Annotated in this window: 24 protein-coding genes; 12 read left to right on the forward strand and 12 right to left on the reverse strand. The window is 38.6% G+C overall.

The genetic code is table 11. The annotated features are described in order from the left end of the window. Positions 1–17 precede the first annotated feature (17 nt). The 3 genes from ACOQO5_RS05080 to accC are packed head-to-tail and all read right to left on the reverse strand — an operon-like array spanning position 18 to position 3,375. Entirely contained in the window at positions 18–593 is a 576-nt protein-coding gene (locus ACOQO5_RS05080) for a Maf family protein (protein WP_420580605.1), read from the reverse strand. Further along, complete coding sequence (locus ACOQO5_RS05085; RefSeq protein ID WP_420580606.1) at positions 568–1,869, reverse strand: DUF1015 domain-containing protein; 1,302 nt, start codon at positions 1,867–1,869, stop codon at positions 568–570. Before ACOQO5_RS05085 ends, ACOQO5_RS05080 begins: the two co-directional genes overlap by 26 nt. Positions 1,870–1,887: 18 nt before the next feature. Continuing rightward, positions 1,888–3,375, reverse strand: coding sequence for an acetyl-CoA carboxylase biotin carboxylase subunit (gene accC / locus ACOQO5_RS05090; RefSeq protein WP_420580607.1), 1,488 nt, complete (start codon positions 3,373–3,375; stop codon positions 1,888–1,890). 169 nt (positions 3,376–3,544) lie between these two features. Here accC and ACOQO5_RS05095 point away from each other — a divergent pair, with 169 nt between their 5' ends. Further along, complete coding sequence (locus ACOQO5_RS05095; protein ID WP_420580608.1) at positions 3,545–4,792, forward strand: aminotransferase class I/II-fold pyridoxal phosphate-dependent enzyme; 1,248 nt, start codon at positions 3,545–3,547, stop codon at positions 4,790–4,792. 106 nt (positions 4,793–4,898) lie between these two features. Then, positions 4,899–5,075, forward strand: a complete 177-nt coding sequence (locus tag ACOQO5_RS05100) for a histone H1 (RefSeq protein ID WP_318171512.1) — start codon at positions 4,899–4,901, stop codon at positions 5,073–5,075. A 32-nt stretch (positions 5,076–5,107) separates the two neighbouring features. Here the strand turns inward: ACOQO5_RS05100 and dapA are convergent, their stop codons facing one another. Genes dapA through ligA form a run of 3 tightly spaced genes read right to left on the reverse strand, consistent with a single transcriptional unit; the run spans position 5,108 to position 8,532 of the window. Next, the gene (dapA, locus tag ACOQO5_RS05105; RefSeq protein WP_420580609.1) at positions 5,108–6,001 is read right to left on the reverse strand and encodes a 4-hydroxy-tetrahydrodipicolinate synthase; all 894 of its coding nucleotides are present in this window, start codon (positions 5,999–6,001) and stop codon (positions 5,108–5,110) included. Further along, positions 5,994–6,512 carry a DUF6913 domain-containing protein gene (locus ACOQO5_RS05110; protein WP_420580610.1) on the reverse strand — a complete coding sequence of 173 codons (519 nt, stop codon included), beginning with the start codon at positions 6,510–6,512 and terminating at the stop codon, positions 5,994–5,996. The genes dapA and ACOQO5_RS05110 overlap by 8 nt, the downstream gene beginning before the upstream one ends. A 10-nt stretch (positions 6,513–6,522) precedes the next feature. Beyond that, entirely contained in the window at positions 6,523–8,532 is a 2,010-nt protein-coding gene (gene ligA, locus ACOQO5_RS05115; RefSeq protein ID WP_420580611.1) for an NAD-dependent DNA ligase LigA, read from the reverse strand. Between the two features lie 319 nt (positions 8,533–8,851). Here ligA and der point away from each other — a divergent pair, with 319 nt between their 5' ends. The 4 genes from der to ACOQO5_RS05135 all read left to right on the forward strand — a co-directional run bounded on the left by der (position 8,852) and on the right by ACOQO5_RS05135 (position 11,963). Further along, positions 8,852–10,168, forward strand: a complete 1,317-nt coding sequence (der, locus tag ACOQO5_RS05120) for a ribosome biogenesis GTPase Der (RefSeq protein WP_420580612.1) — start codon at positions 8,852–8,854, stop codon at positions 10,166–10,168. 2 nt (positions 10,169–10,170) lie between these two features. After that, positions 10,171–10,785 carry a SprT-like domain-containing protein gene (locus ACOQO5_RS05125; RefSeq protein ID WP_420580613.1) on the forward strand — a complete coding sequence of 205 codons (615 nt, stop codon included), beginning with the start codon at positions 10,171–10,173 and terminating at the stop codon, positions 10,783–10,785. 136 nt (positions 10,786–10,921) lie between these two features. Next, the gene (locus tag ACOQO5_RS05130; protein ID WP_420580614.1) at positions 10,922–11,587 is read left to right on the forward strand and encodes a hypothetical protein; all 666 of its coding nucleotides are present in this window, start codon (positions 10,922–10,924) and stop codon (positions 11,585–11,587) included. A 208-nt stretch (positions 11,588–11,795) separates the two neighbouring features. Continuing rightward, positions 11,796–11,963 carry a hypothetical protein gene (locus ACOQO5_RS05135; RefSeq protein ID WP_420580615.1) on the forward strand — a complete coding sequence of 56 codons (168 nt, stop codon included), beginning with the start codon at positions 11,796–11,798 and terminating at the stop codon, positions 11,961–11,963. 3 nt (positions 11,964–11,966) lie between these two features. Here ACOQO5_RS05135 and ACOQO5_RS05140 read toward each other — a convergent pair whose 3' ends face one another. Together ACOQO5_RS05140 and ACOQO5_RS05145 are read right to left on the reverse strand one after the other, a co-directional pair. Then, on the reverse strand, positions 11,967–12,986 hold the full coding sequence (locus tag ACOQO5_RS05140) for an agmatinase family protein (protein ID WP_420580616.1): 1,020 nt from the start codon (positions 12,984–12,986) through the stop codon (positions 11,967–11,969). A gap of 2 nt (positions 12,987–12,988) precedes the next feature. Then, complete coding sequence (locus tag ACOQO5_RS05145; protein ID WP_420580617.1) at positions 12,989–13,489, reverse strand: SixA phosphatase family protein; 501 nt, start codon at positions 13,487–13,489, stop codon at positions 12,989–12,991. 115 nt (positions 13,490–13,604) lie between these two features. Between ACOQO5_RS05145 and topA the strand changes: the two genes are divergently transcribed. Continuing rightward, positions 13,605–16,124 (forward strand): type I DNA topoisomerase, encoded by a 2,520-nt coding sequence (topA, locus tag ACOQO5_RS05150; RefSeq protein WP_420580618.1) that lies wholly within the window; start codon positions 13,605–13,607, stop codon positions 16,122–16,124. 6 nt (positions 16,125–16,130) lie between these two features. Here topA and ACOQO5_RS05155 read toward each other — a convergent pair whose 3' ends face one another. Then, positions 16,131–16,775 carry a Crp/Fnr family transcriptional regulator gene (locus ACOQO5_RS05155; protein ID WP_420580619.1) on the reverse strand — a complete coding sequence of 215 codons (645 nt, stop codon included), beginning with the start codon at positions 16,773–16,775 and terminating at the stop codon, positions 16,131–16,133. A gap of 150 nt (positions 16,776–16,925) precedes the next feature. Between ACOQO5_RS05155 and ACOQO5_RS05160 the strand changes: the two genes are divergently transcribed. From ACOQO5_RS05160 to ACOQO5_RS05170, 3 genes are read left to right on the forward strand one after another with little or no spacing between them, the layout of a single operon-like run. Continuing rightward, positions 16,926–17,456, forward strand: a complete 531-nt coding sequence (locus ACOQO5_RS05160; protein ID WP_420580620.1) for a CopD family protein — start codon at positions 16,926–16,928, stop codon at positions 17,454–17,456. Then, complete coding sequence (locus tag ACOQO5_RS05165; protein ID WP_420580621.1) at positions 17,449–18,111, forward strand: SCO family protein; 663 nt, start codon at positions 17,449–17,451, stop codon at positions 18,109–18,111. Before ACOQO5_RS05160 ends, ACOQO5_RS05165 begins: the two co-directional genes overlap by 8 nt. Then, entirely contained in the window at positions 18,111–18,536 is a 426-nt protein-coding gene (locus ACOQO5_RS05170) for a c-type cytochrome (protein ID WP_420580622.1), read from the forward strand. The genes ACOQO5_RS05165 and ACOQO5_RS05170 overlap by 1 nt, the downstream gene beginning before the upstream one ends. On the opposite strand, the gene ACOQO5_RS05175 is transcribed toward ACOQO5_RS05170, so the two are convergent. Together ACOQO5_RS05175 and ACOQO5_RS05180 are read right to left on the reverse strand one after the other, a co-directional pair. After that, positions 18,533–18,967, reverse strand: a complete 435-nt coding sequence (locus ACOQO5_RS05175; RefSeq protein ID WP_420580623.1) for a hypothetical protein — start codon at positions 18,965–18,967, stop codon at positions 18,533–18,535. The two genes, ACOQO5_RS05170 and ACOQO5_RS05175, sit on opposite strands and share 4 nt — an antisense overlap. Positions 18,968–19,219: 252 nt before the next feature. After that, entirely contained in the window at positions 19,220–19,765 is a 546-nt protein-coding gene (locus ACOQO5_RS05180) for a DinB family protein (RefSeq protein ID WP_420580624.1), read from the reverse strand. A 243-nt stretch (positions 19,766–20,008) separates the two neighbouring features. Between ACOQO5_RS05180 and ACOQO5_RS05185 the strand changes: the two genes are divergently transcribed. Then, the gene (locus tag ACOQO5_RS05185; RefSeq protein ID WP_420580625.1) at positions 20,009–21,259 is read left to right on the forward strand and encodes a cation:proton antiporter; all 1,251 of its coding nucleotides are present in this window, start codon (positions 20,009–20,011) and stop codon (positions 21,257–21,259) included. Between the two features lie 2 nt (positions 21,260–21,261). Here the strand turns inward: ACOQO5_RS05185 and ACOQO5_RS05190 are convergent, their stop codons facing one another. Continuing rightward, positions 21,262–22,101 carry a universal stress protein gene (locus ACOQO5_RS05190; protein ID WP_420580626.1) on the reverse strand — a complete coding sequence of 280 codons (840 nt, stop codon included), beginning with the start codon at positions 22,099–22,101 and terminating at the stop codon, positions 21,262–21,264. Between the two features lie 144 nt (positions 22,102–22,245). Between ACOQO5_RS05190 and ACOQO5_RS05195 the strand changes: the two genes are divergently transcribed. Next, the gene (locus ACOQO5_RS05195) at positions 22,246–23,319 is read left to right on the forward strand and encodes a glutaminyl-peptide cyclotransferase (protein ID WP_420580627.1); all 1,074 of its coding nucleotides are present in this window, start codon (positions 22,246–22,248) and stop codon (positions 23,317–23,319) included.

A 23,319-nucleotide genomic window follows, 5' to 3' on the forward strand; every position in this document is an offset into this window, starting at 1 on the left:
ATCCTTGATCACACTATCTACAAAGGTGAAATTCCAAATTCTGTCCTTAGTGTTTGATATACTCGATTGATAGGTAAACCCATGACATTATAAAAAGAGCCTTGGATAGATTGAATTCCAATCATTCCTATCCACTCTTGTATACCATAGCTACCAGCTTTATCAAAAGGCTGGTAGTTTTTTATATAGTGCTCTATTTCTGCCGGAGCAAGATCTTCGAATTGAACTTTGGTAACCTCACTAAAACTCACTTTATGTTCGGGGCTAGAAATACATACACCAGAAACCACTTCATGAGATTTTCCAGACATCGAAGCAATCATTCTGAAGGCGTCTTTTTCATCTAAAGGTTTGCCTAAAATTTCTCTATTCGAGATAACCACAGTATCAGAGGTAAGGATTACTTCATCCTTAAAAATAGCACGGTAGGCCTTATTCTTTTTTTCTGCTAAATATTCAGCAGCCATTTCATTTGAAACATCTTCGCCAAGCGTTTCATCTACATCCAATACATGTACCTCAAAATGAAACCCTGCGTCTTTCATCAACTGTTGTCGACGGGCAGAATTAGAAGCTACTATCAATTTTTGCATTATTGTCTTCTGGTTTTATAGAGCCAAATAGATAGCCACAAATGACTTTAGGATAAAAATACGTAGACTTTTGGGGCAAAGTATAACCAGAGAAGCAAACATCCTTTACAGTTTGCATTGGTATCTCTTGTGTAATGATCGCAGCCTGTACTTTTTCTGAAATCGCTTTTTTGATGCAGGTAGACATACTTCGCTCAAATCGAATTTTTTTTGAACTTGGTTGCTTTTCTTTTTTGATACCCAAAACCTTCCCCATAATAAAGTAATGAAGGATGGTAACATCTAATTGTTTCACCACATCTGGTATCTCCCATTCTATATCATAATACTTCTCCTGTCGCAAACGGATTTTATATACTTCCTCTCCCATCATCAATCCAAAAGCCCATTTTTTACCAGAAATAACTTCCGACACATCCTCTTCATTATCAAGTGACCGAATCAGAAAATACTCAGAGAGTTTTTCTAAAAAATCCTCAGGGTTAAACTTTTTGATTTTTCTAATCAAACGATGTGTTGGAAATATCCGAAGGTCATCTGACTCCATATTGGTCAGATACATGGTATGGAAATTATAAAGCTCTTCTCCGGTATGCGAAGGGTTGTTTTCCCTTTGTTCATGAAGATAGGCCAAGGCTCCTTGGTACCTATGGTGCCCATCTGCTAAGACCACTTGCTTGTCTTTGAGAAGAGCAATAATCTCCTGAATTACCTTATAATCATGAATTACACCCAATACGTCCCTCACACCCTGATAATCCTCACAATCATACACAGGTGAAGAAACTGCATCATCCATGTAGTTTTCTATGCTATGCTCTGGATCTGTATACAGTCCGTGTGTAGGACTCACATGAAGCTGGGTATGTTCTAGCAGCTTCTTACGATCATCCACAGAATGCGGCATGGTATCCTCATGTCTGAGTATCACTTTTTCTTCCCAGTCGTAAAGTCTGATATTGCAAATAAAGCCTTTTCGACAATGCTCTTTATCGTCTCCAGGTAGCTTGAAGTATTGATAGTAGACATATATAGCAGGTGTCTTATCTTGAACGATTACCCCTTTGGATTTCCAGTTTTCAATTCTTCGATCCAACAATTCACCATCGGGCCCTTCTTTCGGAACTGAGATATGAATACTATTCAATTCGTTTTGATATAGTTTTTCGCGATACTTTTCAGATACCACATCAAACAAAGGAGAGGTCAACTCGTCGATACCCTCTCCTAACTTCTCATTATAGCGCCAGGCGCGCAATGGTTTTATTTCCGCCATAGCGTACTAGACAATTTTTTAACGGTAGCTACTTCTAGCCTTCCATTGTTTTGAACTCTTATTGGTACTCTTTGTCGAAGGGTTTGTTTCAGCCAAAGCCATGACTGCCATTATCGCAGCAATTTTTTCCTCTTCCTCACTTTGACCATCTAGTACGTCTGGAGTAAAATGGTTATCCACAAACTTAGTATCGAAGTTGCCACTTACGAACGCCTCATGATTGATGGCATATTTACAAAATGACAAAGTAGTTTCAATGCCATTGATTTGAAACTCATCAATCGCACGGGTCATACGATCAATAGCCTCCTTTCTGGTGGCCCCTTTGGTGATGAGTTTTCCAATCATTGGATCATAGTGGATTGGAATATCCATTCCTTCTTCATAACCATCATCAACCCGTACACCCGGACCCTGAGGTCTTTTATAAGTAATCAGCTTACCAATATCTGGAAGGAAATTATTCTTTGGATTTTCCGCATATACACGAACCTCCAACGCATGACCATTAATACTCAAGTCTTCTTGAGTAAAACTGATTTGCTCACCTCTGGCTACTTTAATTTGCTCTTTTACCAAATCTATACCTGTGATTTCTTCGGTAACGCAGTGCTCTACTTGGAGCCTGGTATTCATTTCTAAAAAGAAGAAATCATGATTTTCATCCACGATAAATTCTACTGTTCCTGCTCCAACATAATTACAGGCACGAGCTACATTGATTGCTGTTTCACCTATTGCCTTTCTTTTATCCTCATTGAATATAGAAGAAGGAGCCTCTTCTATAACTTTTTGATGACGCCGCTGAATGCTACACTCTCTCTCGAAAAGGTGTAAGATATTTCCATGCTCATCTCCTAATACTTGCACTTCAATATGTCTGGGTGAGCCAATATATTTCTCAATAAATACAGAGCCATCGCCAAAAGCAGATTTAGCTTCACTTATCGCACGGGTCATTCCTTCTTCGAGACCGTTGGGTTCTTCTACGACTCGCATACCTTTACCACCTCCACCTGCACTTGCTTTAATAAGGACAGGATAACCAATTTCATTTGCTACTTTTTTAGCCAATTCTAAATCCTCAATAGCCTCGTTTATTCCTGGTACCATCGGGATATCATAAGTAGCAACAGCTTGTTTAGCAGCAAGCTTATCTCCCATCACCTCCATGGATTCGGCTGACGGGCCTATTAGAATAATGTCAGATTTTTTGAGTTGCCTGGCGAATTCTGCGTTTTCAGACAAGAATCCATATCCGGGATGAACAGCATCCACATTCAAATCTTTACATACTTTAATAATCTTGTCAATGACCAAATAGGACTGCGATGATGCAGCTGGGCCTATACAAACTGCTTCGTCAGCAAGTTTCACATGTGGGGCCAATCGATCAGCTTCACTAAAAACTGAAACTGTAGCGATACCCATTTCCTTGGCAGAACGAATTACTCTAATGGCTATCTCTCCTCTGTTGGCGATTAATATCTTCTTAATATTCTTCATTTGGGGTAAAGTATTGTTCGAATCAATTATCTGGTAGCGAATATAGATGAAATATTGGCAAAGAATTTGCTATCGGGAATATCAAATTTTATTGCATAAATGTTAGCAGAAATGTTAACTTTGCACTCGTTTTTAAAACAGCATTGTTGCATTAAATCAAAGCAAATTAATGGATTTATTTGAAAAATTTAATGAGGATAGAGGCCCTCTAGGTCAGCACTCCGACATGGATAACACAAACTTTTACATGTTTCCAAAGTTGGAAGGACCAATCGCTCCTCGCATGCAGTTCAGAGGTAAAGAGGTCTTAACCTGGAGTTTAAACAACTACCTTGGGTTAGGAAATATGCCGGAGGTAAGAGAAGCTGATACTAAAGCTACTGAAGATTGGGGATTAGCCTATCCTATGGGTGCCAGAATGATGACTGGTAACACAAAATTTCATGAGCAATTAGAAAAAGAACTTGGTGACTTTGTTATGAAGGAGTCTTGTCAATTGCTTAACTACGGTTACCAAGGCATCATGTCTATCATTGATGCTGTGGTAAACAGAAAAGACGTTGTTGTTTACGACGCTGAATGTCATGCATCAATCATTGATGGATTGAGACTTCACGTGGGTAAAAGATTTGTATATCTCCATAATGACATGGAGAGCTTAGAAAAGCAACTAGTAAGAGCTGAAAAATTAGCCAAAGAGAATGGCGGTGGTGTCTTAGTTATTACTGAAGGTGTATTCGGTATGTCTGGCAGCATGGGTAATCTTAAAGGCGTAATAGAGCTTAAGAAGAAATTTGAATTCAGACTTCTTGTAGATGATGCTCACGGATTCGGCACAATGGGTAAAACTGGAGCTGGAACTGGTGAAGAACAAAATTGCCAGGACGGCATTGATCTTTACTTCTCTACATTCGCAAAATCTATGGCGAGTATTGGTGCCTTTGTTGCGGGTGACAAGAATGTGATTGAATTCTTAAAGTATAATGTCAGATCTCAGATTTTTGCAAAATCTCTTCCAATGCCATTAGTTATCGGTGCATTAAAAAGATTGGAGCTTTTGAAAACAAGACCTGAGATGAAAGATAAACTCTGGACTATTGTTAACGCGGTTCAGCAAGGCCTAAGAGACAAAGGATTTAATTTGGGTAAAACTCAATCTCCAGTAACGCCAGTTCTATTGAATGGTGGTTGGAAAGAAGGTGCTAACATGATCACGGACCTCAGAAATAATTACAATATTTTCTGTTCTATGATTGTGTATCCAGTTGTACCTAAGGGTGTTATCATGCTCAGAATTATTCCTACAGCTGCTCATAGTTTGGAAGACGTGAAGGAAACAATTAGCGTATTCGAAGCGATCAAAGAAAAGCTCGATACTGGAGTTTATAGAGACGCAGAAATTACACAATTGGCATAACTTAAAAAATTATTAAAAAACATGGCCTACGCCATTGATTTATGGTTTTTTAGTATAAATTGCCAACTCTTGTTTAATATTCAATAACCTTAAATAGTAAAACAATATGAAAAGATTTAATGAAGTTAGAGACCTTATCGCTTCTTTAGAGGGAGATTTCGAAAAATTCTACGATAAAAAGAATCAAGCTGCTGGTACGAGAGTAAGAAAAGGAATGCAAGAACTTAAAAATCTTGCTCAAGAAATCAGAATCGAAGTTCAAGATATCAAGAACCAAGGTTAATCCACTGATTAATAAGAAACAAAAAGGGATGATTATATCATCCCTTTTTTTGTATCCAATATTTTATATTCATCAGCAATTTGCGCATCAAGCGTATCACTTGCTTCCACCAAAGGAAGCCTGAGTTTTGCATTGCCTATACCCATTTGCCGTAAAAGTGCTTTCACACCCGTGGGGTTACCTTCTGAGAATATCAATTTGAGCATATTCTCCATATCATTTGCCATTACTTTAGACTTGGAATAATCTCCAGCCAATGCCGCATTCACTAGATCTGAAGTATGTCCTGGTAATGCATTAGCAATAACTGATATCACACCGATTCCTCCACATTTAATGAATGGAGTAATTAAATCATCATCGCCAGAGGTCAAAATAAAATCATCGGGCATTTTTCTTGCGATTTCTTCCGCTTGAACAACAGTATCCCCTGAGGCCTCCTTTATTCCAATAATATTAGGATGTTGAGCCAATGCGATCACTGTTTTGGTAACCATATTCACAGAAGTCCTTTTAGGCACATTGTATAAAATGATAGGCTTTGGAGAGACATCTGCTATCGCTTCAAAGTGCAATTGCAATCCTCTTTGTGAAGGTTTGTTGTAAAAAGGGCAAACCACTAAAAAAGCATCCACTTCAATATCGAAATTCTTGAATTTAGTCACCAGGGCTTGCGTGTCATTACCACCCAAACCATAGACAATCGGCAATTTCTTAGCATTCTTAGAAATGACAAATTTTAGAACTTCTAATTTTTCCTTCCCAGTCAAAGTAGGAGACTCAGCTGTTGTACCCATCACTACCAGGTAGTCTACTCCTCCCTCACTCACATGATTAACCAACTTTTCGAGTGCAACGTAGTCTACACTCAAATCCTCATTAAAAGGCGTTACTAACGCCACTCCTGTCCCTCTAAATTTATCCATTTCTTACATTTGTTAAATAGTGATACACTTGCGTGAGATATGACGCATATTTATCATCTTCGGGAATTATCATCATTTCGAAATATTGATCTTTACCTTCCTCATACCTTCCTACCCTACATTTAGCTTTTGACCCAGCCAAAATATTCTGTGTGTATTTATTCTGATTCCAATCCAAACTAACCAAAAAATCAAACGGTTCATTCTTAAAATCAGAAACTGCGACTTTAGACCAATTTCCTTTTGCATTCAAATCCTTTTCATTGAAAAAAGCATAATCAGGATCCGGTCGCTTAGCAGCCTTTGGTACAAAAGTCATTGTACTTACTTCCTTTTGATCGGACTCAAATTTTGTAATAATTTCAGCTAAAGTTTCGTCAGAACGATTATCATCCAACGTGTACAACAACCCAATTTTTTTGGCTTCCTTATATGCATCTGACACACGAATGGCGTCATTCTTTTTCAATGCCAACGCAGTCTTTATTTTTAATAATAATTTTCTTATCATTTTCTGGATATCAATTGATCATTCCCTCAAAATCTAACTCTGATATGATGTTGATGTTGAGTTTTTGGGCTTTTTCCAATTTGGCGGGTCCCATCTTGTCACCAGCAAGCAAATAGTCCAATTTGCCAGAAATAGCACTCACCACTTTTCCACCGTGATCTTTGATGATGCCTTTGAGTTCATCTCGACCATATTTTTCAAATACTCCTGAAATAACGAATGTTTTCCCGCCTAGCACATCACTACTAGTTTCGAATTGACTTTCATCGACTTCGAAATTGAGCCCAGCTAATTTCAACTTTTGTATCAAAGCCTGATTTTCCTCTTTGGCAAAGTACTGAGTCAAACTTTCAGCAATACGATCACCAATTTCTGGCACAGCAATTAATGACTCAAAGTCGGCAGCCATCAAACCATCCATAGTTTTAAAATGAATAGCCAATTTTTCCGCCACGGTTTTGCCAACAAATCGAATACCCATACCAAACAATACTTGCTCGAAAGGTACCAGCTTAGACTCCTCAATTCCTTTCAACAGATTCTTAACACTCAAATCTTGAAAGCCTTCCAGATCGATCAGGTCTTCATACTTCAAGTCGTATAAATCTGAAATATTATTGAGCAACCCTTTTTCAAACAGCACTTTTATCGTCTGTTCTCCCATGGAATCTATATCCATAGCTTTTCGATGAATGAAATGTTCGATACGTCCTTTGATCTGTGGCGGACAGCCCGCTATGTTTGGGCAGTAATGATTTGCTTCTCCTTCATACCTGACTAATGGCGTCTCACACTCAGGACAGTTCTCAATGTATTGCAGCTCCTCTGAGTCTTTAGGGCGAAGTGTCAAATCAACACCAGTGATTTTAGGAATGATCTCGCCACCTTTTTCTACATGCACCTGATCACCTATTCTAACACCTAATCGTTCGATTTCATTGGCGTTGTGCAAGGAAGCCCTTTTTACTGTTGTTCCGGCTAAAAGTACTGGTTCTAATTCTGCCACTGGAGTAACTGATCCAGTACGACCGACCTGATAAGTCACTCCATTTAAGCGAGTAGTAGCACTCTCAGCCTTGTATTTATAGGCAATTGCCCATCTAGGATTTTTGGCAGTAAAGCCTAAATCACTCTGCTGCTTGAGACTATTGACTTTGATAACTATGCCATCAGTTTCGACAGGAAGCTCATGGCGTTTCTCTTCCCAATGTGCTATGTATTTCAGGACTTCATCAATACCCTTGCATTTCTTATAAGTTGGCGATACGTTAAACCCCCATTTGCTCAGTGATTCTATAGCATCAAAATGGGTAGGCACGGCGTTTCGATCGGTCATCAAACTATAGAGATAACAGTCTAGTTTTCTAGCAGCCACCACTGACGAATCCTGCATCTTCAGCGTACCAGAGGCTGTATTTCTTGGGTTGGCCAATAGCTCTTCGCCATCAGCTTCTTTTTGCTTGTTGATCTCGGCAAAAACTGCATTGGGCATAAAAACCTCTCCTCTTACTTCAAAGCTTTCTGGAAAACCAGATCCTGCAAGCTTCAATGGTATAGATCTAATGGTCTTGGCATTAGCGGTTACGTTATCCCCCTTAGCACCATCTCCTCTTGTCACTGCCCTCAGAAGTGCTCCATTTTCATAAGTCAAGCTCAAGGCTACTCCATCAAACTTCAATTCACAAACATATTCATAAGCCTCTCCTTCTAGGCCTTTGCTTACTCTGGCATCAAACTCTTTCAATTCTTCTGGTGAATAAGTGTTGGCCAAAGAAAGCATCGGGTACTTGTGAGCTACTGTTTTAAAGTTTTTTGTGATTGTACCTCCTACCCGTTGTGAAGGCGAGTCCGCTTTTTTTAGATGAGGATATTCAATTTCCAGTTGAATCAGCCGATTGAGCAATTGATCAAAGTCATAATCAGAAATCTCAGAAACACTCTCTTGATAGTATTTCTGGTTATGATAATTGATCTGTTCGCTAAGGGATTCTATTTCTTTTTTTGCCTCTTCTACCGACATGGATTTTCACTATTCTAATATGACAAATCTATAAAGACTTTGGCTTTTCAAATCGAGTTCTGTTGAATTATAAACATAGATTTTAAAATATTAACTCAATTGATAATAATTGTTAATGGATTGACGATTTCACGATTAACGAAATACGATTTAGAAATATTAAAAATGTTGACTTGTCCAAAACAATCGTAATCCGAAAATCTAGAATCATAATTTTAGCTACTCTGAGGCTTTAAATATTGCCATCGAATATCCCTGATACTTTGTCACTTATATCTTATTATGTCTAAATTTGCGACTTCAAAAAAATCACATCGCTTTGTCGAATATACTAGCAATAACAGGACGCCCCAACGTAGGAAAATCTACTCTTTTTAATAGACTCGTAGAGAGAAAAAAGGCCATCATGGATGACGAAAGTGGGGTCACACGCGATCGCCACTATGGTTTTGGTCAATGGAACGGCAAGTATTTCACTGTAATCGATACTGGCGGTTATGTGACTGGATCTGACGATATTTTCGAGGAGGCGATAAGAGACCAGGTCAAACTGGCGCTAGATGAAGCGAGTGTTATCTTGTTTATGGTAGATTGTCACGACGGCATGACCGATATGGACAAGGATTTTGCCAATATTCTAAGGGAATTGAAAAAGCCTGTTTTCGTAGTAGCGAACAAAGCTGACAACCCCGATTTGACCTTGATGTCAAATGAATTTTATGGCCTCGGCTTGGAAAGTGACATTCATGTCATTGCTTCCACCAGTGGTTCTGGTACAGGTGACTTGTTGGATGCAGTAGTTGAACATTTCGAAGATAGTGATGTAGAGAATCCTGAAGAAGGCGTACCTAGAATTTCTATTTTAGGGAGACCAAATGCAGGAAAGTCATCTTTTTTGAATGCACTTCTGGGTAAAGACCGATCGATTGTAACTGATGTGGCTGGCACCACGAGAGATGCCATCAATACAAGATACAAGTTGTTTGGCAAAGACTTTATCCTTACAGATACGGCAGGAATTCGAAAGAAATCCAAAGTCAAAGAAGACATTGAATTTTACTCTGTACTTCGGGCTATTCAATCGCTTCAAGATAGTGATGTTTGCATCGTCATGATCGATGCTGAGCGTGGTTTTGAGGCTCAGGATATGAATATCATTACGCTGGCCGACAAGTATAAAAAAGGTATCATGATCATGGTCAACAAGTGGGACTTGATCGAAGACAAAGACAGCAAGACGGCCGATAAGTTCAGAAAAGAAATTCAAGAAAAGCTAGGTAATCCGCTTTCCTATATTCCAATTATTTTCGCTTCTGTAATCGAAAAACAAAGAATCTTCCAGGCGATAGAATTGGCGATTGAAGTGAACACCAATAGAACCCGAAGAATCACGACATCAGAACTGAATGACGCGATGCTGACTGAAATCGAGCACTATCCACCACCAGCACTCAAAGGCAAGCATATCAAAATCAAGTATGTGACGCAGTTGCCTACTCGTACGCCGTCCTTTGCCTTTTTCTGTAATCTGCCGCAATACATCAAGGAGCCTTACGAAAGGTTCTTAACAAATAAGCTGCGTTCGCATTTTGATTTTAGAGGAGTCCCTATCAAAATCTACTTTAGACAGAAATAAGATTGTCAGAAGCCAAGCATCGTCGGTTTTTTGAAAACCACCTGCCAGAAAAAGCGGTGGACTATTGCTACTCACTATGGAGTGAATTGGGGTTTAATTTCCGAATCACAAAAAAAAGGCAATCCAAATATGGGGATTATCGCTATGATCCTGTGACCAACTCACACACAATCTCGGTCAATCATGACCTCAATCCGTATGCATTTCTGGTGACTTACATTCATGAGGTGGCTCACTTGTTTACCTTCGAAAAACACCAACGAAGTGTATCTCCTCACGGGCAAGAATGGAAATTGCAGTTTAAGAAACTTATGCTACCCATGCTACGAGAGGATATTTTTCCAATGGATGTGCTCGGTCCTCTCGCCAGACACATGAAAAACCCAAAAGCCACCAGCACTTCAGACAAGGCTTTGTTTCTGGCTTTGCGTAATTATGACGAAAACCAATCAGGTCTACTACTCAGGGAAGTAGAGACCGGAGCAAAGTTTCTATTCAACAAAAAAGTCTACAGAAAGCTAGAAGTAAGACGCACGCGAAGCCTGTGCGAGCTCACCACTAATCAAAAGAAATACTTGATTTCGGAAACGGCTCCAGTGCAGGTGTTTAAGAATTAAGGAAAGTACAACACACTCAGTGTCTCTTTTTGCTTTGTTTCGTGTCTTCACGAAACATCAGAGTCCCTTTCAGGTAACCCTTATGGATTTCGTGAATTTTTCCTACTTTTAACTTCCAACTAACTACTTAATCGTTTTGGCTAAAATCCACTTTGGTAAACACATTAGAGAAGGGGTTCTAATCATTTTCAGCGTTTTGTTCGCACTTTTTATCAATAAGACCGCAGAGAATTATAAAACCAATCAAAAGAAAGAGATTGCTATTGAAAGCATACACAAAGAGCTTTATCGAAATTATTGGACCATAAAACAATGGAACAAGGATCATCTAGCCGTTATTAATAGACTTGACAGCCTCAACTATGGGTTAAAACCTGAGTTAGAGCAAGAATTGAAACAAGCAGATTTTTTTGATTTAAGACCACTACTGGATAAAAGTGGATTAATCAATTCAATGCTCATTAGAAGTGCATGGGAAACAGCTAAGGAGACAGGTATATTTTCTGAATTTGATTATGAAATCCTTCAATCTATTACAAGAACTTATGATTTTCAGAAAGCACTTACTGACAATACTGTTCCTAAAATAATGGACACTTATTTTAGTAAGGACTCACACAGAATGGAAGAAATTGAATTAACCACAATGGTATTCCATCTTCAAATGTCACAGTTGTATGGCCATGAGTTGGTGCTCATTTCTTTGTATGAAGAATCAATAAATACGATAAAGGAAAAGACCCATTTGAGGAATAAGGTTTATGTGGATTCTTTGAAGACTTATTTAGATAAACCACTATAGATTTTATATGATTTCCATCATGGCCTATTTAACCTTATTTATAGTTACTATCTCATTCATTCTATTTTTCTTCAGTTCTTATCGAAGTGAACTCAAACGAATAAAACAAACAAATCAGAAAATCATTCATAGTGCATGGCAGAAGGGCCTAACTCCTATTAAATTAACAAACCCAACTTCCAGTGATTGGTCAAACTGTCCTTTTGAAATGAAAATACGAATTGGAAATTACGCCCATTTTGGCATACCATCTAGAAAAGAATATTATCGCATCGAGGAAGTCTCTAACAACAAGGATGAAATCGAAAAATGGTGGGTGAGAGCAACGAATAAACCTAAAAGTGAACTTAACTTGAAATGGATAAAAACAATGTAATGTTCAAACCACCCCACAAAGCGCATACAATACCCTCGCTCCCACATTTGCATTCCATTCTTTGTCTTTAGCTTGCGGAGCTATTTCGCAGAGATCAAAGCCAATGATTTCTCTGCCTGAAGACTTGACTTGATTGATCAAATAAACTGATTCTTCAAAACTTAAACCACCTGGCACAGGCGTACCAGTTCCTGGACAAAGCGAAGGCTGCAGTCCATCTATATCAAAACTGACATAGACCTTGTCTGGTAGTTGAGCAACTATTTCGTTGCACAAGAATTGCCATGTGGTGCCTTCAAACTGCTGCCACTTTAGTTCCTGATCGAAATACACAGCCACTCTTGAGTCGGACTTGGTCACAGACACTTCCTCCTCACAAAAATCACGAATACCTACTTGCACTAATTTAGAAATCGAAGATAATTTCAAAACATTGTACATAATCGAAGCATGCGAGTGCTCAAACCCTTCATACGCTCTACGCAAATCCATGTGCGCATCAATCTGAAGAATCCCAAAGTCTTCATGCTTTTCACTCAGTGCTTCCAGGTACCCTAGTGACGTACTGTGGTCTCCGCCTAATAGACCAACTACTTTACCTTTATTAAGGTAGCCCAGAATTTTTCTTTTCAGTTGGCTTTTGATTGCTGTTGTGCCTTCATCTATGGCACTAATTACTTCCTTGGCGTTTGGGTATTCTTCACCTGCCTCTAACGCCTCTATGTAAGGCTCAACTGAAAGTCTTAATTTTTGGCTCTTGGCTCTGGTATCTCTATCGATTGGCTCCATCCAAATGCCCTGTTTCCACGGTGCATCTTTTCCAACCACTTCCAAATCCAATTGCGTAGAAGCATCCAGAATTGCCTGAGGGCCATCGGCTGTACCTGCAGCATACGATACTGTAGCATCCCAAGGCACAGGCACAATTACAATTTTCGAGTCTTCCTCCCCAAAAGGCAACCCGAAGATCGAACCTTTCACGCCTACGGCACTCGGATCATAATTGTTTTGCTGAACTGACATGATTAGCTCTGTGTAGGACGGACAGGCTGATGATATTTTACCAAATCCATATTTTTTTCTGAGACTTCAGCCCACGACCCTTTGAATGTAAGGTGTACCAATCCTGCCGGAGATACATTTCCGATCACCGCACCACTCACATACTCTGCCAAATATGTTATAGCCGGATTGTGTGCAACAATAACCACTTTGCTATTTTTTTCATCTAGCTCATTAATGACTCTCAACAAAATTCGGGTAGATGACTCATAAAGATCTTCAAGAAAATCCACATTCACAGGATCATAACCTAATTGCTCCGCAAGCAAGGCGGTAGTTGTCCGTGTCCGGATGGCTGTGCTAGAAAGGATCAAATCCGGCGTTCCTAATAGCTCAGCCATGGTTTTACCCAGTTTCGATGCATCTATCTCACCGTCCGATGTCAACGGTCTTTCAATATCCTTGATATCGAAATTTGTGGAGTCCGCTTCTGCGTGTCTTACTAGAAAAAGTTCTTTGTTCATGTGATGTAATCCCTATTACAATTGAGCAATTTATTTAGAAATCTAAATTTCGTATTTGCTAAAATCAATTTTTTTTAGTCATCTTTGACGCTTTTAGGAATTAATTTCAAATTCTATGTCGAAGAATCTGGTAATAGTGGAGTCGCCCGCCAAGGCGAAAACGATTGAGGGGTATTTGGGTAAAGACTATAAAGTAGCATCGAGCTATGGACACGTCCGAGACCTGCAAAAAGGTAACAACGCCATAGACATAGAAAACGGATTCGAACCCACCTATGAAGTTTCGAAGGACAAAAAAGAAGTCATTCGAGACCTAAAAAAACTAGCCAAGGATGCAGAGACCATCTACCTCGCGAGTGATGATGACCGCGAAGGAGAGGCGATTTCATGGCACCTTCAGGAAGCCTTGAAACTGGATGAATCCAAAACCAAGAGAATTGTCTTCCACGAGATTACAAAAAATGCGATCAGCAATGCCATCAATAACCCGAGGATGCTCAATGTAGATTTGGTCAATGCCCAACAAGCACGAAGGGTTTTGGATCGCCTGGTAGGTTTTGAACTTTCTCCTATCCTATGGAAAAAAATTAAAACGGGTCTATCCGCTGGCAGGGTACAATCAGTAGCTGTAAGACTTGTAGTAGATAGAGAACGAGAAATCGCAGCGCACAAAGCAGTTTCTACCTTTAAGGTCACTGCCGAGTTTTCTCTTGAAAAAGGAAAAATACTGAATGCTGAATTGCCTTCTAAATTCAAAACAAAAGAGGAAGCAGAGGCCTTCGTAAGTGATTGTGTGAATGCCTCATACGACATTAAAAATCTGGAAAAAAAACCAGGTAAAAAATCTCCTGCACCTCCATTTACTACTTCTACCCTTCAGCAAGAAGCAAGTAGAAAAATTGGATTCTCAGTTTCGCGTACGATGAGTGTAGCGCAGAAGCTTTACGAAGCGGGTAAGATCTCATACATGAGAACAGATTCTTTGAATCTATCTGATGAAGCGATAGCTGGAGCAAAAAAGGAAATTTCATCTAGCTATGGTGACAATTTCGTTAAAACAAGAAAATTCAAAACCAAAAACGCTTCAGCCCAAGAAGCTCACGAAGCCATAAGACCAACTAATTTTTCTGAGAAACATGCGGGCAATGATGAAAGCGAAAGAAGACTCTATGAGTTGATCTGGAAAAGAGCCATAGCTTCTCAAATGGCGGAAGCTGAAATTGAAAAAACAGTGGCCACCATTGGCATCTCTACTCGTGACGAAAATCTTACAGCTTCTGGCGAAGTGGTGAAATTCGAGGGATTTCTGAAAGTATACACAGAGTCTACCGACGATGAGAACGGCGAAGAAGAAAGCAAAGGCATGCTACCTCCACTTTCTATCGGGCAAGCATTAGATCTAAAACAACTCAAAGCACGCGAAGGTTTTAGTCGACATGCTGCGAGGTATACAGAAGCAAGCTTGGTAAAAAAACTAGAGGAGATGGGCATCGGACGTCCGTCTACTTACGCACCTACCATCTCTACCATCCAGAAAAGAGAATATGTAGTGAAAGAAGGTCGTGATGGACACGAGAGAAAGTATACAGAGATCATTTTGGAAGATGGTGAAGTGGTAATCAGTGAAAAAACTGAAATCACTGGTGCGGAAAAGAATAAACTCTTCCCGACGAACATCGCCATGATTGTGAATGACTTCTTAGTGGACTATTTCCCAAATGTTATTGATTACTCTTTTACGGCCAATGTAGAAAAAGAATTTGACGAGATCGCACATGGTCAGAAAACGTGGAATGCGATGATCGAAGCTTTCTATGGAGGTTTTCACAAGACGGTAGAAGATACCGAGCAAGTAGAACGTTCAGAAATAGGCAAAGTAAGAGAACTGGGCAATGACCCAGAAACTGGCAAACCAATCATTGCCCGAATGGGACGATTTGGCGCGATGGTACAAATGGGTGAAACCAGTGAAGACGAAAATGCTGAAAAACCTAAATATGCAAGTCTAAAAAAAGGTCAATTTCTTGATAATATTACTTTAGAGGATGCCTTAGAGCTTTTTAAGTTACCACGTGATGTTGGTGAATATGAAGGTAAAGTGATCAGTATAGCGATTGGCAGATTTGGCCCTTACATCAAACATGACGAAAAATTCATCTCCATTGGAAAGGATGAAGACCCACTGACTCTAAGTTTGGATCGTGCAATAGAACTAATCATAGCCAAACAAAAAGCCGATGCTCCAATTGCACATTATGATGACCTTCCTGTTCAAAAAGGTGTCGGTCGATTTGGCCCGTTCATTAAATGGAACGGAATGTTTATCAACGTGAACAAAAGATATGATTTTGATAATCTTACCCAGGATGATATTGTTGCATTAATTAAGGAGAAAAAACAAAAGGAAATCGACAAAGTCATCCACAACTGGGAAGAAGAAGGAATTGTAGTAGAAAAAGCGCGCTGGGGACGATCTGTGATCAAAAAAGACAGAGTTAAGATCGAGCTTCCAAAAACAGTAGATGCAGCAGCATTGAGTTTGGATGAAGTGCAGGCGATCATTGAGAAGAATGCACCTGCTAAAAAGAAAAAAGCAACAACTAAAAAGAAGGCTACGAAAGCCAAAAAGAAGTAGGATTTGCTACACTAGTAAATCCACATCTCTAATCAATATCCTTCTTCTGTCGAAGTTGATTACATTTTTTTCTTTGAGTTGATTCAACGTGGTGGTTACAGTTTGTCTAGAGGTTCCGGTTAGGTTCGCAATATCTTTATGTGTAAAGTTATTTTGAATCAAAGTTTCAAAACCAACCTTCTGACCGCTTTCAACAGCCAATTCCTTGAGAAAATCAACAATTCTGGTTCTAGAATCTTTCGATGTTATCGATTCTATGCGCTTGTCCAATTTCTCAATCTTTCTTCCCATAAGACACAGTACTCTCGAGAACAAAGACTGATCTGTCTTTGCAGCATCCAAAAGCTCTCTTACCACTAGAACACGAACAGTGGTGTCATTGGAAAGGACGCGAGCATACTCCTCTCTCTTTTCCTGTTCTACCAATGCCATTTCTCCGAATATGCTTCCTTCGCTCAGGATAGATTTCACTACCTCATGACCAGACTCATCTTCTTTTGCCAATTTTACGCTTCCTTTTTCAATAAAATATATTAAATCTGAAGGCTCATTTATTTTAAAGATATAATCATCTTTTTGATAAACGATTTGACTTGAGGAAAGTACTTTCTCCCCGTATTCTAGAAGTATGTCTGATCCAATATTCTTCATATCCTTGAGGTGTTATTTTTTTGACCAACTAATTACATTAACACCCACCCGAACAATTACCACTACTTCATTAGCACGAAGAAATTTCTTTAATTTCTAGTAAGCATTGGGATTCTGCACATCGCATTTATATTTGCTCATATTATTACGATGACCTATTTATATCTAAAAGCCCTCCACATCATTTTTGTAGTTACCTGGTTTGCAGGACTATTCTATATGGTCAGGCTATTTATATATACAACCGAAGCATCCCAGAAAGGTGAACCAGAAAAGTCAATTCTCTTAAATCAGTTGCTACTGATGCAAAGTAGATTGTGGTACATTATTTCTTGGCCTTCAGCCATCATTACCTTAGTTATTGGCACATGGTTAGCTATTGAAAGTGGCTATTGGACTACACCTTGGTTTCACTTAAAACTGCTGTTCGTATTTGGACTTTTTCTCTATCATTTCATTTGTCAAAAATTACATAGTCAAATGAAAAGAGAAGTATTCAAATATTCTTCCACCCAATTACGAATCTGGAATGAAGTGGCCACTTTATTTCTATTTGCCATCGTTTTTATAGTGGTTTTAAAAAGCACATTAAGCTGGATCTGGGGAGTCGTTGGAATTATCCTTATCGGAATTTTACTGATGCTTGGCATTAAGATTTATAAAAAACTTAGAAATGATTAAAAACATATTACCCGCACTCATTTTTGTCATCACAACTATGCTTACTACCTACTGTAGCCAGCCATACGGTAAAAACGAGTTGCCAATCATGGGGCGAAAAAAAATTGTAGAAAAGGAAGTAGAAGGGAAAATAGTTATTGATACTCTTGATCATATGATTGCAGACTTTGCCTTCTACGATCAAGACAGTACTTTAATCACGAACGAGACTTTTAAAAATCAGATTTATGTATCGGACTTTTTCTTCACTTCTTGTCCAACGATCTGTCCTAAAATGAAAAAGCAGATGCTACGGATATATGAGAAGTATGAAGAAACTCCCGAGGTAGCCATACTTTCTCATTCTATAGATCCCACCCACGACAACGTAAAAGTACTAAATGAATACGCAGAGGCACTTGGTGTGAAAAGCTCTAAATGGCATTTTGTAACAGGAGATGAAGATGTGATCTATCATATAGGTGAGAAGAGCTATATGGTCACTGCTGGTGAAGACAATCAGGCGCCAGGGGGATATATTCATAGTGGTGCATTTTTGTTAGTGGATGATCAAAAACGCATCAGAGGAGTTTACGACGGAACCATGGAAGAGCAAGTTGATATTTTATTGTCAGATATTGACATTTTACTCAAAGAGTTAGAACGTAGAAAATAATGAGATTTGTCGTTTTAGGATTAGTACTTATTACACTAATCAACTGTAGACCCGAAAGTCGATACTCTGGCAGCGAGGCTATCAAATTTGATCAATACATGTTTCAGGGAGAGCAGCTATACATAGCTCACTGTATCAATTGTCATCAAAAAGATGGCTCAGGATTAGGCAAATTGATCCCGCCTCTTTCGACCGATTTTGTTTCTAAACAGAAAGAATTGTCTATCTGCGGAATCAAGCATGGATTAGAAGGCCCTATTACTATCAATGGTATTACTTATCAAGGAGTTATGCCAGGCAACGCTAGATTGACTCCACTTGAAATTGCAGAACTCATGACCTACATCAGCAACTCCTGGGGCAATGCATATGGAATAACTAAAACTACAGAAGTCAGTAAAATATTGAAGAATTGTGCGGACTAGTTGTTATCCAATAGATACTTTTCTGCTTCCTCTTTTGAGTTGATCATATCATCTCTGACTTTTTGGATTTGCTTGCGTTGCTCATTTAGATATTGAATTACTTCTCCATGAGGAGTTCCTTCCTCTACTTGATCAAACTGTCTCATCCATTCCATCATACCTTCATTGGCATCTTTTAGTTTTTTAGACAAATCTCTCATCTCATTAATCTTAGAGGAATGGTCAGTCAAAGAATCTAACATTAATGAATCAGCTTTTTGAGTAAGTTCTGAAGACAACGCTCTTAAGCTGCCCATTTTAGGCATCACTTCATCATGAACCAACATCACCTCTTCGAACAATGCCTGCTGTTCTTTTTTGTTAGAATTACAACCAAGCGCAATCGACATGAATGCGAATAGAATCAGAAGGTTTCTATATTGAAAATTCATAATATATTATTGATTTGTTGAGTCTATAAAAACACAAAAGTATCATTTTCGGTGAGCTTCAATATACAATACCCTAGAAGTATTCGAATTTTGATTCCTACGGATTAATCATTAAATTGATGGTAAATAAAAATTACTAGCTATGGTTTCTATTCTATTATTCTTCTCTATTGGGATATTGGGTGTTTGTTATTACCGATACAAAACAATTTTAAAAAAAGAGCACAATAACTAATGCAGTAAAAAAGCTCTTCATCCCCTATTCTCAACCGCCTTTATTATTCTATCAATTTGTTGGACGTGATGATTGTAATGATCTTCTAAAAAGCGAACGGTTTGATACAGAGAAAATCGTCCGGCAAATGGATGTCTAAAAATCAATTTCTCTAATGCCTCTTCAGGAAAAGATTCAATCAACTCTTTAAAAGCTATTCTGTTTTTTGCAAATTGTTTCTTCAGCTCTTCGTAGTCAATTTCTATGGAGGGTTCTGAAAGTAGCTGAGGCATTTTGAATCGGAATCCAGAATCAAGTAAGAGTTTCAGCAACTTTGACCTTAGTGTAGCTCCCAGTGCGGCCTTACTTGCTGAATCTATTCCAAGCATCTTTTTTCGAATATACTTCAGTGTACCATACTCAGAGTTTGATAAATGAGCCAATACCTGATTGATGGACCATTTACCCTCGCTTTCAGGAATAAATAATAAGTCATTTTCCATTTTATCCAACCGCGCTTCTAATTGCACCCTACGAAACTCAAGAGAATCGAAAGCCTCCAATATTCTACTTCTTTTATCCATGATCATTAATTAACTGGCAAAATTATAGTCGTAAAATCATTAAAATCTAAAAAATTCGAATACGTAATATTTGTATTTTTCAAATACCATGGGCAACTGAGTGCCCTATATTTCATAAGAAATATTGAATTTTTTATATATTTTTCATTAATATAGCGGTGAAATTACACTACGATTTGTATTAATATTGTAACGGAAAATTAAAGACCACCACTTTAAATCAGGACATTTTAATACAACAGCATGCACATTTTAGATATTTTAGCCCTATTTATATGCTTAGCGGGCATCTTTATCTACGTCAACACTTACTATTTGAAACTACCCTCATCTGTAGGCCTCATGATTTTGGCTTTGGGTCTTTCATTTGCATTGTTGGTCATCGAGCAGATAATCCCAGAATTCAAACTAGGAACAGAAAGAATCCTACAAGACTACGACTACCATGAGGTCCTTTATCAGCTCGTATTGAGTTTTATGCTCTTTGCTGGTGCGTTACAAATCGATTTTAAAAAATTAGCCGAAGAACGTACGCCTGTACTTATACTGGCACTTTTAGGCGTACTTATATCTACATTCATTATTGGTGGATTTGTTTACTATTTACTGATTTGGATAGGCATACCTCTTGACTTTATGTACTGTTTGGTTTTCGGTGCATTGATCTCACCGACGGACCCTATAGCCGTAACAGCTACAATTAAAAAATATAGCTTATCAAAAAACCTTGAAACCCGAATTGCTGGCGAATCATTATTCAATGACGGAATGGCCGTTGTAATTGCATTGACTTTACTGGATTTGGCGCACGCTGGCGAAGATCACTTTCTGGGCTTTGTAGATATTGTTTGGGTTTTTGGCACGGACATAACTGGCGGTATCGTGATTGGTCTTTTCTTAGGGTATCTAGGCTACCGTTTGTTAAAATACATCGACAATGACGAAGTTGAAGTAGAAGTACTGATGACTTTAGCATTGGTGATGGCAGGAACACAACTTGCTGAATTTGCTCATGTATCCGCAAAACAAGCGGTAGTGATCATGGGACTGGTCATTGGCAATGAAGGAAAAAGTGGACATGTGACCAGTGCGGCAGGTGACTATGTATTCAAATTTTGGCACCTGATCGAAGAAACGCTCAATGCCATGCTTTTTGTGTTGATAGGATTGGAAATGCTGATTATTCCTTGGCGTCTAGATTATTTTGCAGCAGGTCTGTTTGCTTTCAATATTGTACTATTCGCTCGGTATGTAAGTGTTAGTTTACCCATCGCTGCCATGAGTACCTATAGAAGTTTTGAGAAAAATACCATCCATGTTTTAGCATGGGGTGGATTGAGAGGAGGTATTCCTATTGCTCTTTCTTTATCCCTTCCAGAATTCGAAGGAAAGGAAGTGATCATCACCATGACTTATACGGTGGTCGTTTGCTCTGTGCTTTATCAAGGGCTAACAATTCCTAAGTTGATGAGGATCACATTCCCAAGAAAGTAACTTTACCTTATGGCCTTTGTCCATATAGGCAGTGGTGAATGATTCAACACATTTTTAGACACATGACTAGCGATAAGGTGTAATATGCCGTGTCGATCATGAGTACCTATCGCAATCATGCCTGCATCGATATCCTTAGCATAGTCTAAAATAGCTTCTGCAAAATCTTCTGAATTTTTGGCTACTGTAGAGCAGTTTTCGATTGCATACTCCGAAACAAAAGCTTTCAGACGTTGTTGCACATCCTCTGAGGTAGTCCATTCTGAATTATAAATCTTGATAATATGCAAGTTGGCATCATAAAAAGACTGTAGCTCCTTAAGGTCTCCTACGATTTGTGATTGATCATTCTGAAGATCTGTGGCAAAAACAATGTGCTTTATATCTGTCAGTGAGCATTCTCCTTTCACAACAATAACCGGGCATATGGCATGCCTGACTGTCTTATCAGCCACAGAGCCAACAAGAATCTCTTGTAAGCCGGAGGCTCCACTAGAGCCCATGACAATCAGGCTAGCATCATGGCTAGCAATATTTTCCGAAATAGATGAATATGGATTCCCTATTTCTATTTTATAGCTAATGTTGAGATCACTATTTTTTGGATCATTTACTATAGCTTCAAGTTTTTCCTTGGTTTTATCCAGCAACAACTTAACAAATAAATTATCCATTGGATCATAATGCGTCTCCCCTGAAATTTTCATGGTTTCAATATTGGGATCCTCCACTATATGCAACAATAAAACATTTGAATCAGTATTTACAGCTAGTGAATGTGCGGCATTGAGCGCATTCATGGACTCTTCAGAAAAATCAATAGGTACAAGTATTCGTTTCATGAAATTAGATTTATTAATATTTATTTTTTTAGGTTCTTCATAAATTTAATGAATCCGTGTCGGAAGAAAAGATATTTAGTTAGAATTCATTTTTGTAAGCAGTTCAATCGTAATAATATTGCCGTGCTTAGTCCGAATAAAAAAATGAATCAAATTAAATCACTCTTTTTCGTAGCAATACTCCTGGTATTAGTTTCATGTGACCCATCAAAGGAGAATAAAAAGAAAGCAAGCCCAAGGGTAAAAAGCTTGAGCAAAATTGCTGAACCAAGAAATGGCATTCGTAAAACTATTGGAGACTCCATAGCATTCGAGGTCACCTCGAACAATAATGATATAACCATAGACTCTGTTCAAATATTAAACAATGGACAATCGGTTACGAATCGTCAATTGATTTGGGATACTAATACAGAAACTCCAGGTAAAAAAGATTTAACCATATCGGTTTTTTTGAGTAATGGTACAGTTGAAAAGAAAAGACACTCAATCACACTCCTATCTGACATCGAACCCATTCGATATACCTATAGAGTAACTAACACTTTTGCCCATGACCCGGACGCCTTTACACAAGGCCTTTTGATGGACAATGGTCAATTATATGAGAGTACAGGAGAAAAAGGACAATCGACGCTAAGAAAAGTGGATTTAACATCAGGAAAAGTTCTTCAATCTGTAGACATCTCCTCTCAGTATTTTGGAGAAGGTATTGGGCTCGTGGGTGACGAAATCTTCATGTTGTCTTGGAAAGAACGAACAGGGTTCGTTTTTGATAAAAACAGTTTTGAACAGATCAGGCAATTTTCTTATCCTACTGAAGGCTGGGGTATGACAACCAAAGACGATACCTTGATCATGAGTGATGGCACTTACATTATCAGATTTATGGAACCTGAAAGTTTCTCAGAAGCCAAACAGATCAAAGTTTATGACCAAAATGGGCCAATTGATTATTTGAATGAATTAGAATACGTTGATGGAAACTTGTATGCGGTGCGTTGGCAAACTGAACTCATATATATCATAGATCCAGATACAGGAAAAGTAAGAGGCATTCTTGATCTGGAAGGGATTTTTGATTATTCATTGTATGGTAAACGAATAGATGTGCTCAATGGAATTGCTTACAACGAAAAAACAGACAGGTACTACATCACAGGTAAGTGGTGGCCTAAATTATTTGAAATCCAGCTTATAGCTGCAAACAACATATAA

Origin of the sequence: Reichenbachiella sp., from assembly GCF_965223055.1 — a bacterium.
Lineage (GTDB): Bacteria > Bacteroidota > Bacteroidia > Cytophagales > Cyclobacteriaceae > Reichenbachiella.

Coding starts and splice junctions, on each gene's coding strand:
- ACOQO5_RS05080 (WP_420580605.1), bottom strand. CDS start 593: ATGCAAAAATTGATAGTAGCTTCTAATTCTGCCCGTCGACAACAGTTG.
- ACOQO5_RS05085 (WP_420580606.1), bottom strand. CDS start 1,869: ATGGCGGAAATAAAACCATTGCGCGCCTGGCGCTATAATGAGAAGTTA.
- accC (WP_420580607.1), bottom strand. CDS start 3,375: ATGAAGAATATTAAGAAGATATTAATCGCCAACAGAGGAGAGATAGCC.
- ACOQO5_RS05095 (WP_420580608.1), top strand. CDS start 3,545: ATGGATTTATTTGAAAAATTTAATGAGGATAGAGGCCCTCTAGGTCAG.
- ACOQO5_RS05100 (WP_318171512.1), top strand. CDS start 4,899: ATGAAAAGATTTAATGAAGTTAGAGACCTTATCGCTTCTTTAGAGGGA.
- dapA (WP_420580609.1), bottom strand. CDS start 6,001: ATGGATAAATTTAGAGGGACAGGAGTGGCGTTAGTAACGCCTTTTAAT.
- ACOQO5_RS05110 (WP_420580610.1), bottom strand. CDS start 6,512: ATGATAAGAAAATTATTATTAAAAATAAAGACTGCGTTGGCATTGAAA.
- ligA (WP_420580611.1), bottom strand. CDS start 8,532: ATGTCGGTAGAAGAGGCAAAAAAAGAAATAGAATCCCTTAGCGAACAG.
- ACOQO5_RS05135 (WP_420580615.1), top strand. CDS start 11,796: ATGAAAATACGAATTGGAAATTACGCCCATTTTGGCATACCATCTAGA.
- ACOQO5_RS05140 (WP_420580616.1), bottom strand. CDS start 12,986: ATGTCAGTTCAGCAAAACAATTATGATCCGAGTGCCGTAGGCGTGAAA.
- ACOQO5_RS05145 (WP_420580617.1), bottom strand. CDS start 13,489: ATGAACAAAGAACTTTTTCTAGTAAGACACGCAGAAGCGGACTCCACA.
- topA (WP_420580618.1), top strand. CDS start 13,605: ATGTCGAAGAATCTGGTAATAGTGGAGTCGCCCGCCAAGGCGAAAACG.
- ACOQO5_RS05155 (WP_420580619.1), bottom strand. CDS start 16,775: ATGAAGAATATTGGATCAGACATACTTCTAGAATACGGGGAGAAAGTA.
- ACOQO5_RS05160 (WP_420580620.1), top strand. CDS start 16,926: ATGACCTATTTATATCTAAAAGCCCTCCACATCATTTTTGTAGTTACC.
- ACOQO5_RS05165 (WP_420580621.1), top strand. CDS start 17,449: ATGATTAAAAACATATTACCCGCACTCATTTTTGTCATCACAACTATG.
- ACOQO5_RS05170 (WP_420580622.1), top strand. CDS start 18,111: ATGAGATTTGTCGTTTTAGGATTAGTACTTATTACACTAATCAACTGT.
- ACOQO5_RS05175 (WP_420580623.1), bottom strand. CDS start 18,967: ATGAATTTTCAATATAGAAACCTTCTGATTCTATTCGCATTCATGTCG.
- ACOQO5_RS05180 (WP_420580624.1), bottom strand. CDS start 19,765: ATGGATAAAAGAAGTAGAATATTGGAGGCTTTCGATTCTCTTGAGTTT.
- ACOQO5_RS05185 (WP_420580625.1), top strand. CDS start 20,009: ATGCACATTTTAGATATTTTAGCCCTATTTATATGCTTAGCGGGCATC.
- ACOQO5_RS05190 (WP_420580626.1), bottom strand. CDS start 22,101: ATGAAACGAATACTTGTACCTATTGATTTTTCTGAAGAGTCCATGAAT.
- ACOQO5_RS05195 (WP_420580627.1), top strand. CDS start 22,246: ATGAATCAAATTAAATCACTCTTTTTCGTAGCAATACTCCTGGTATTA.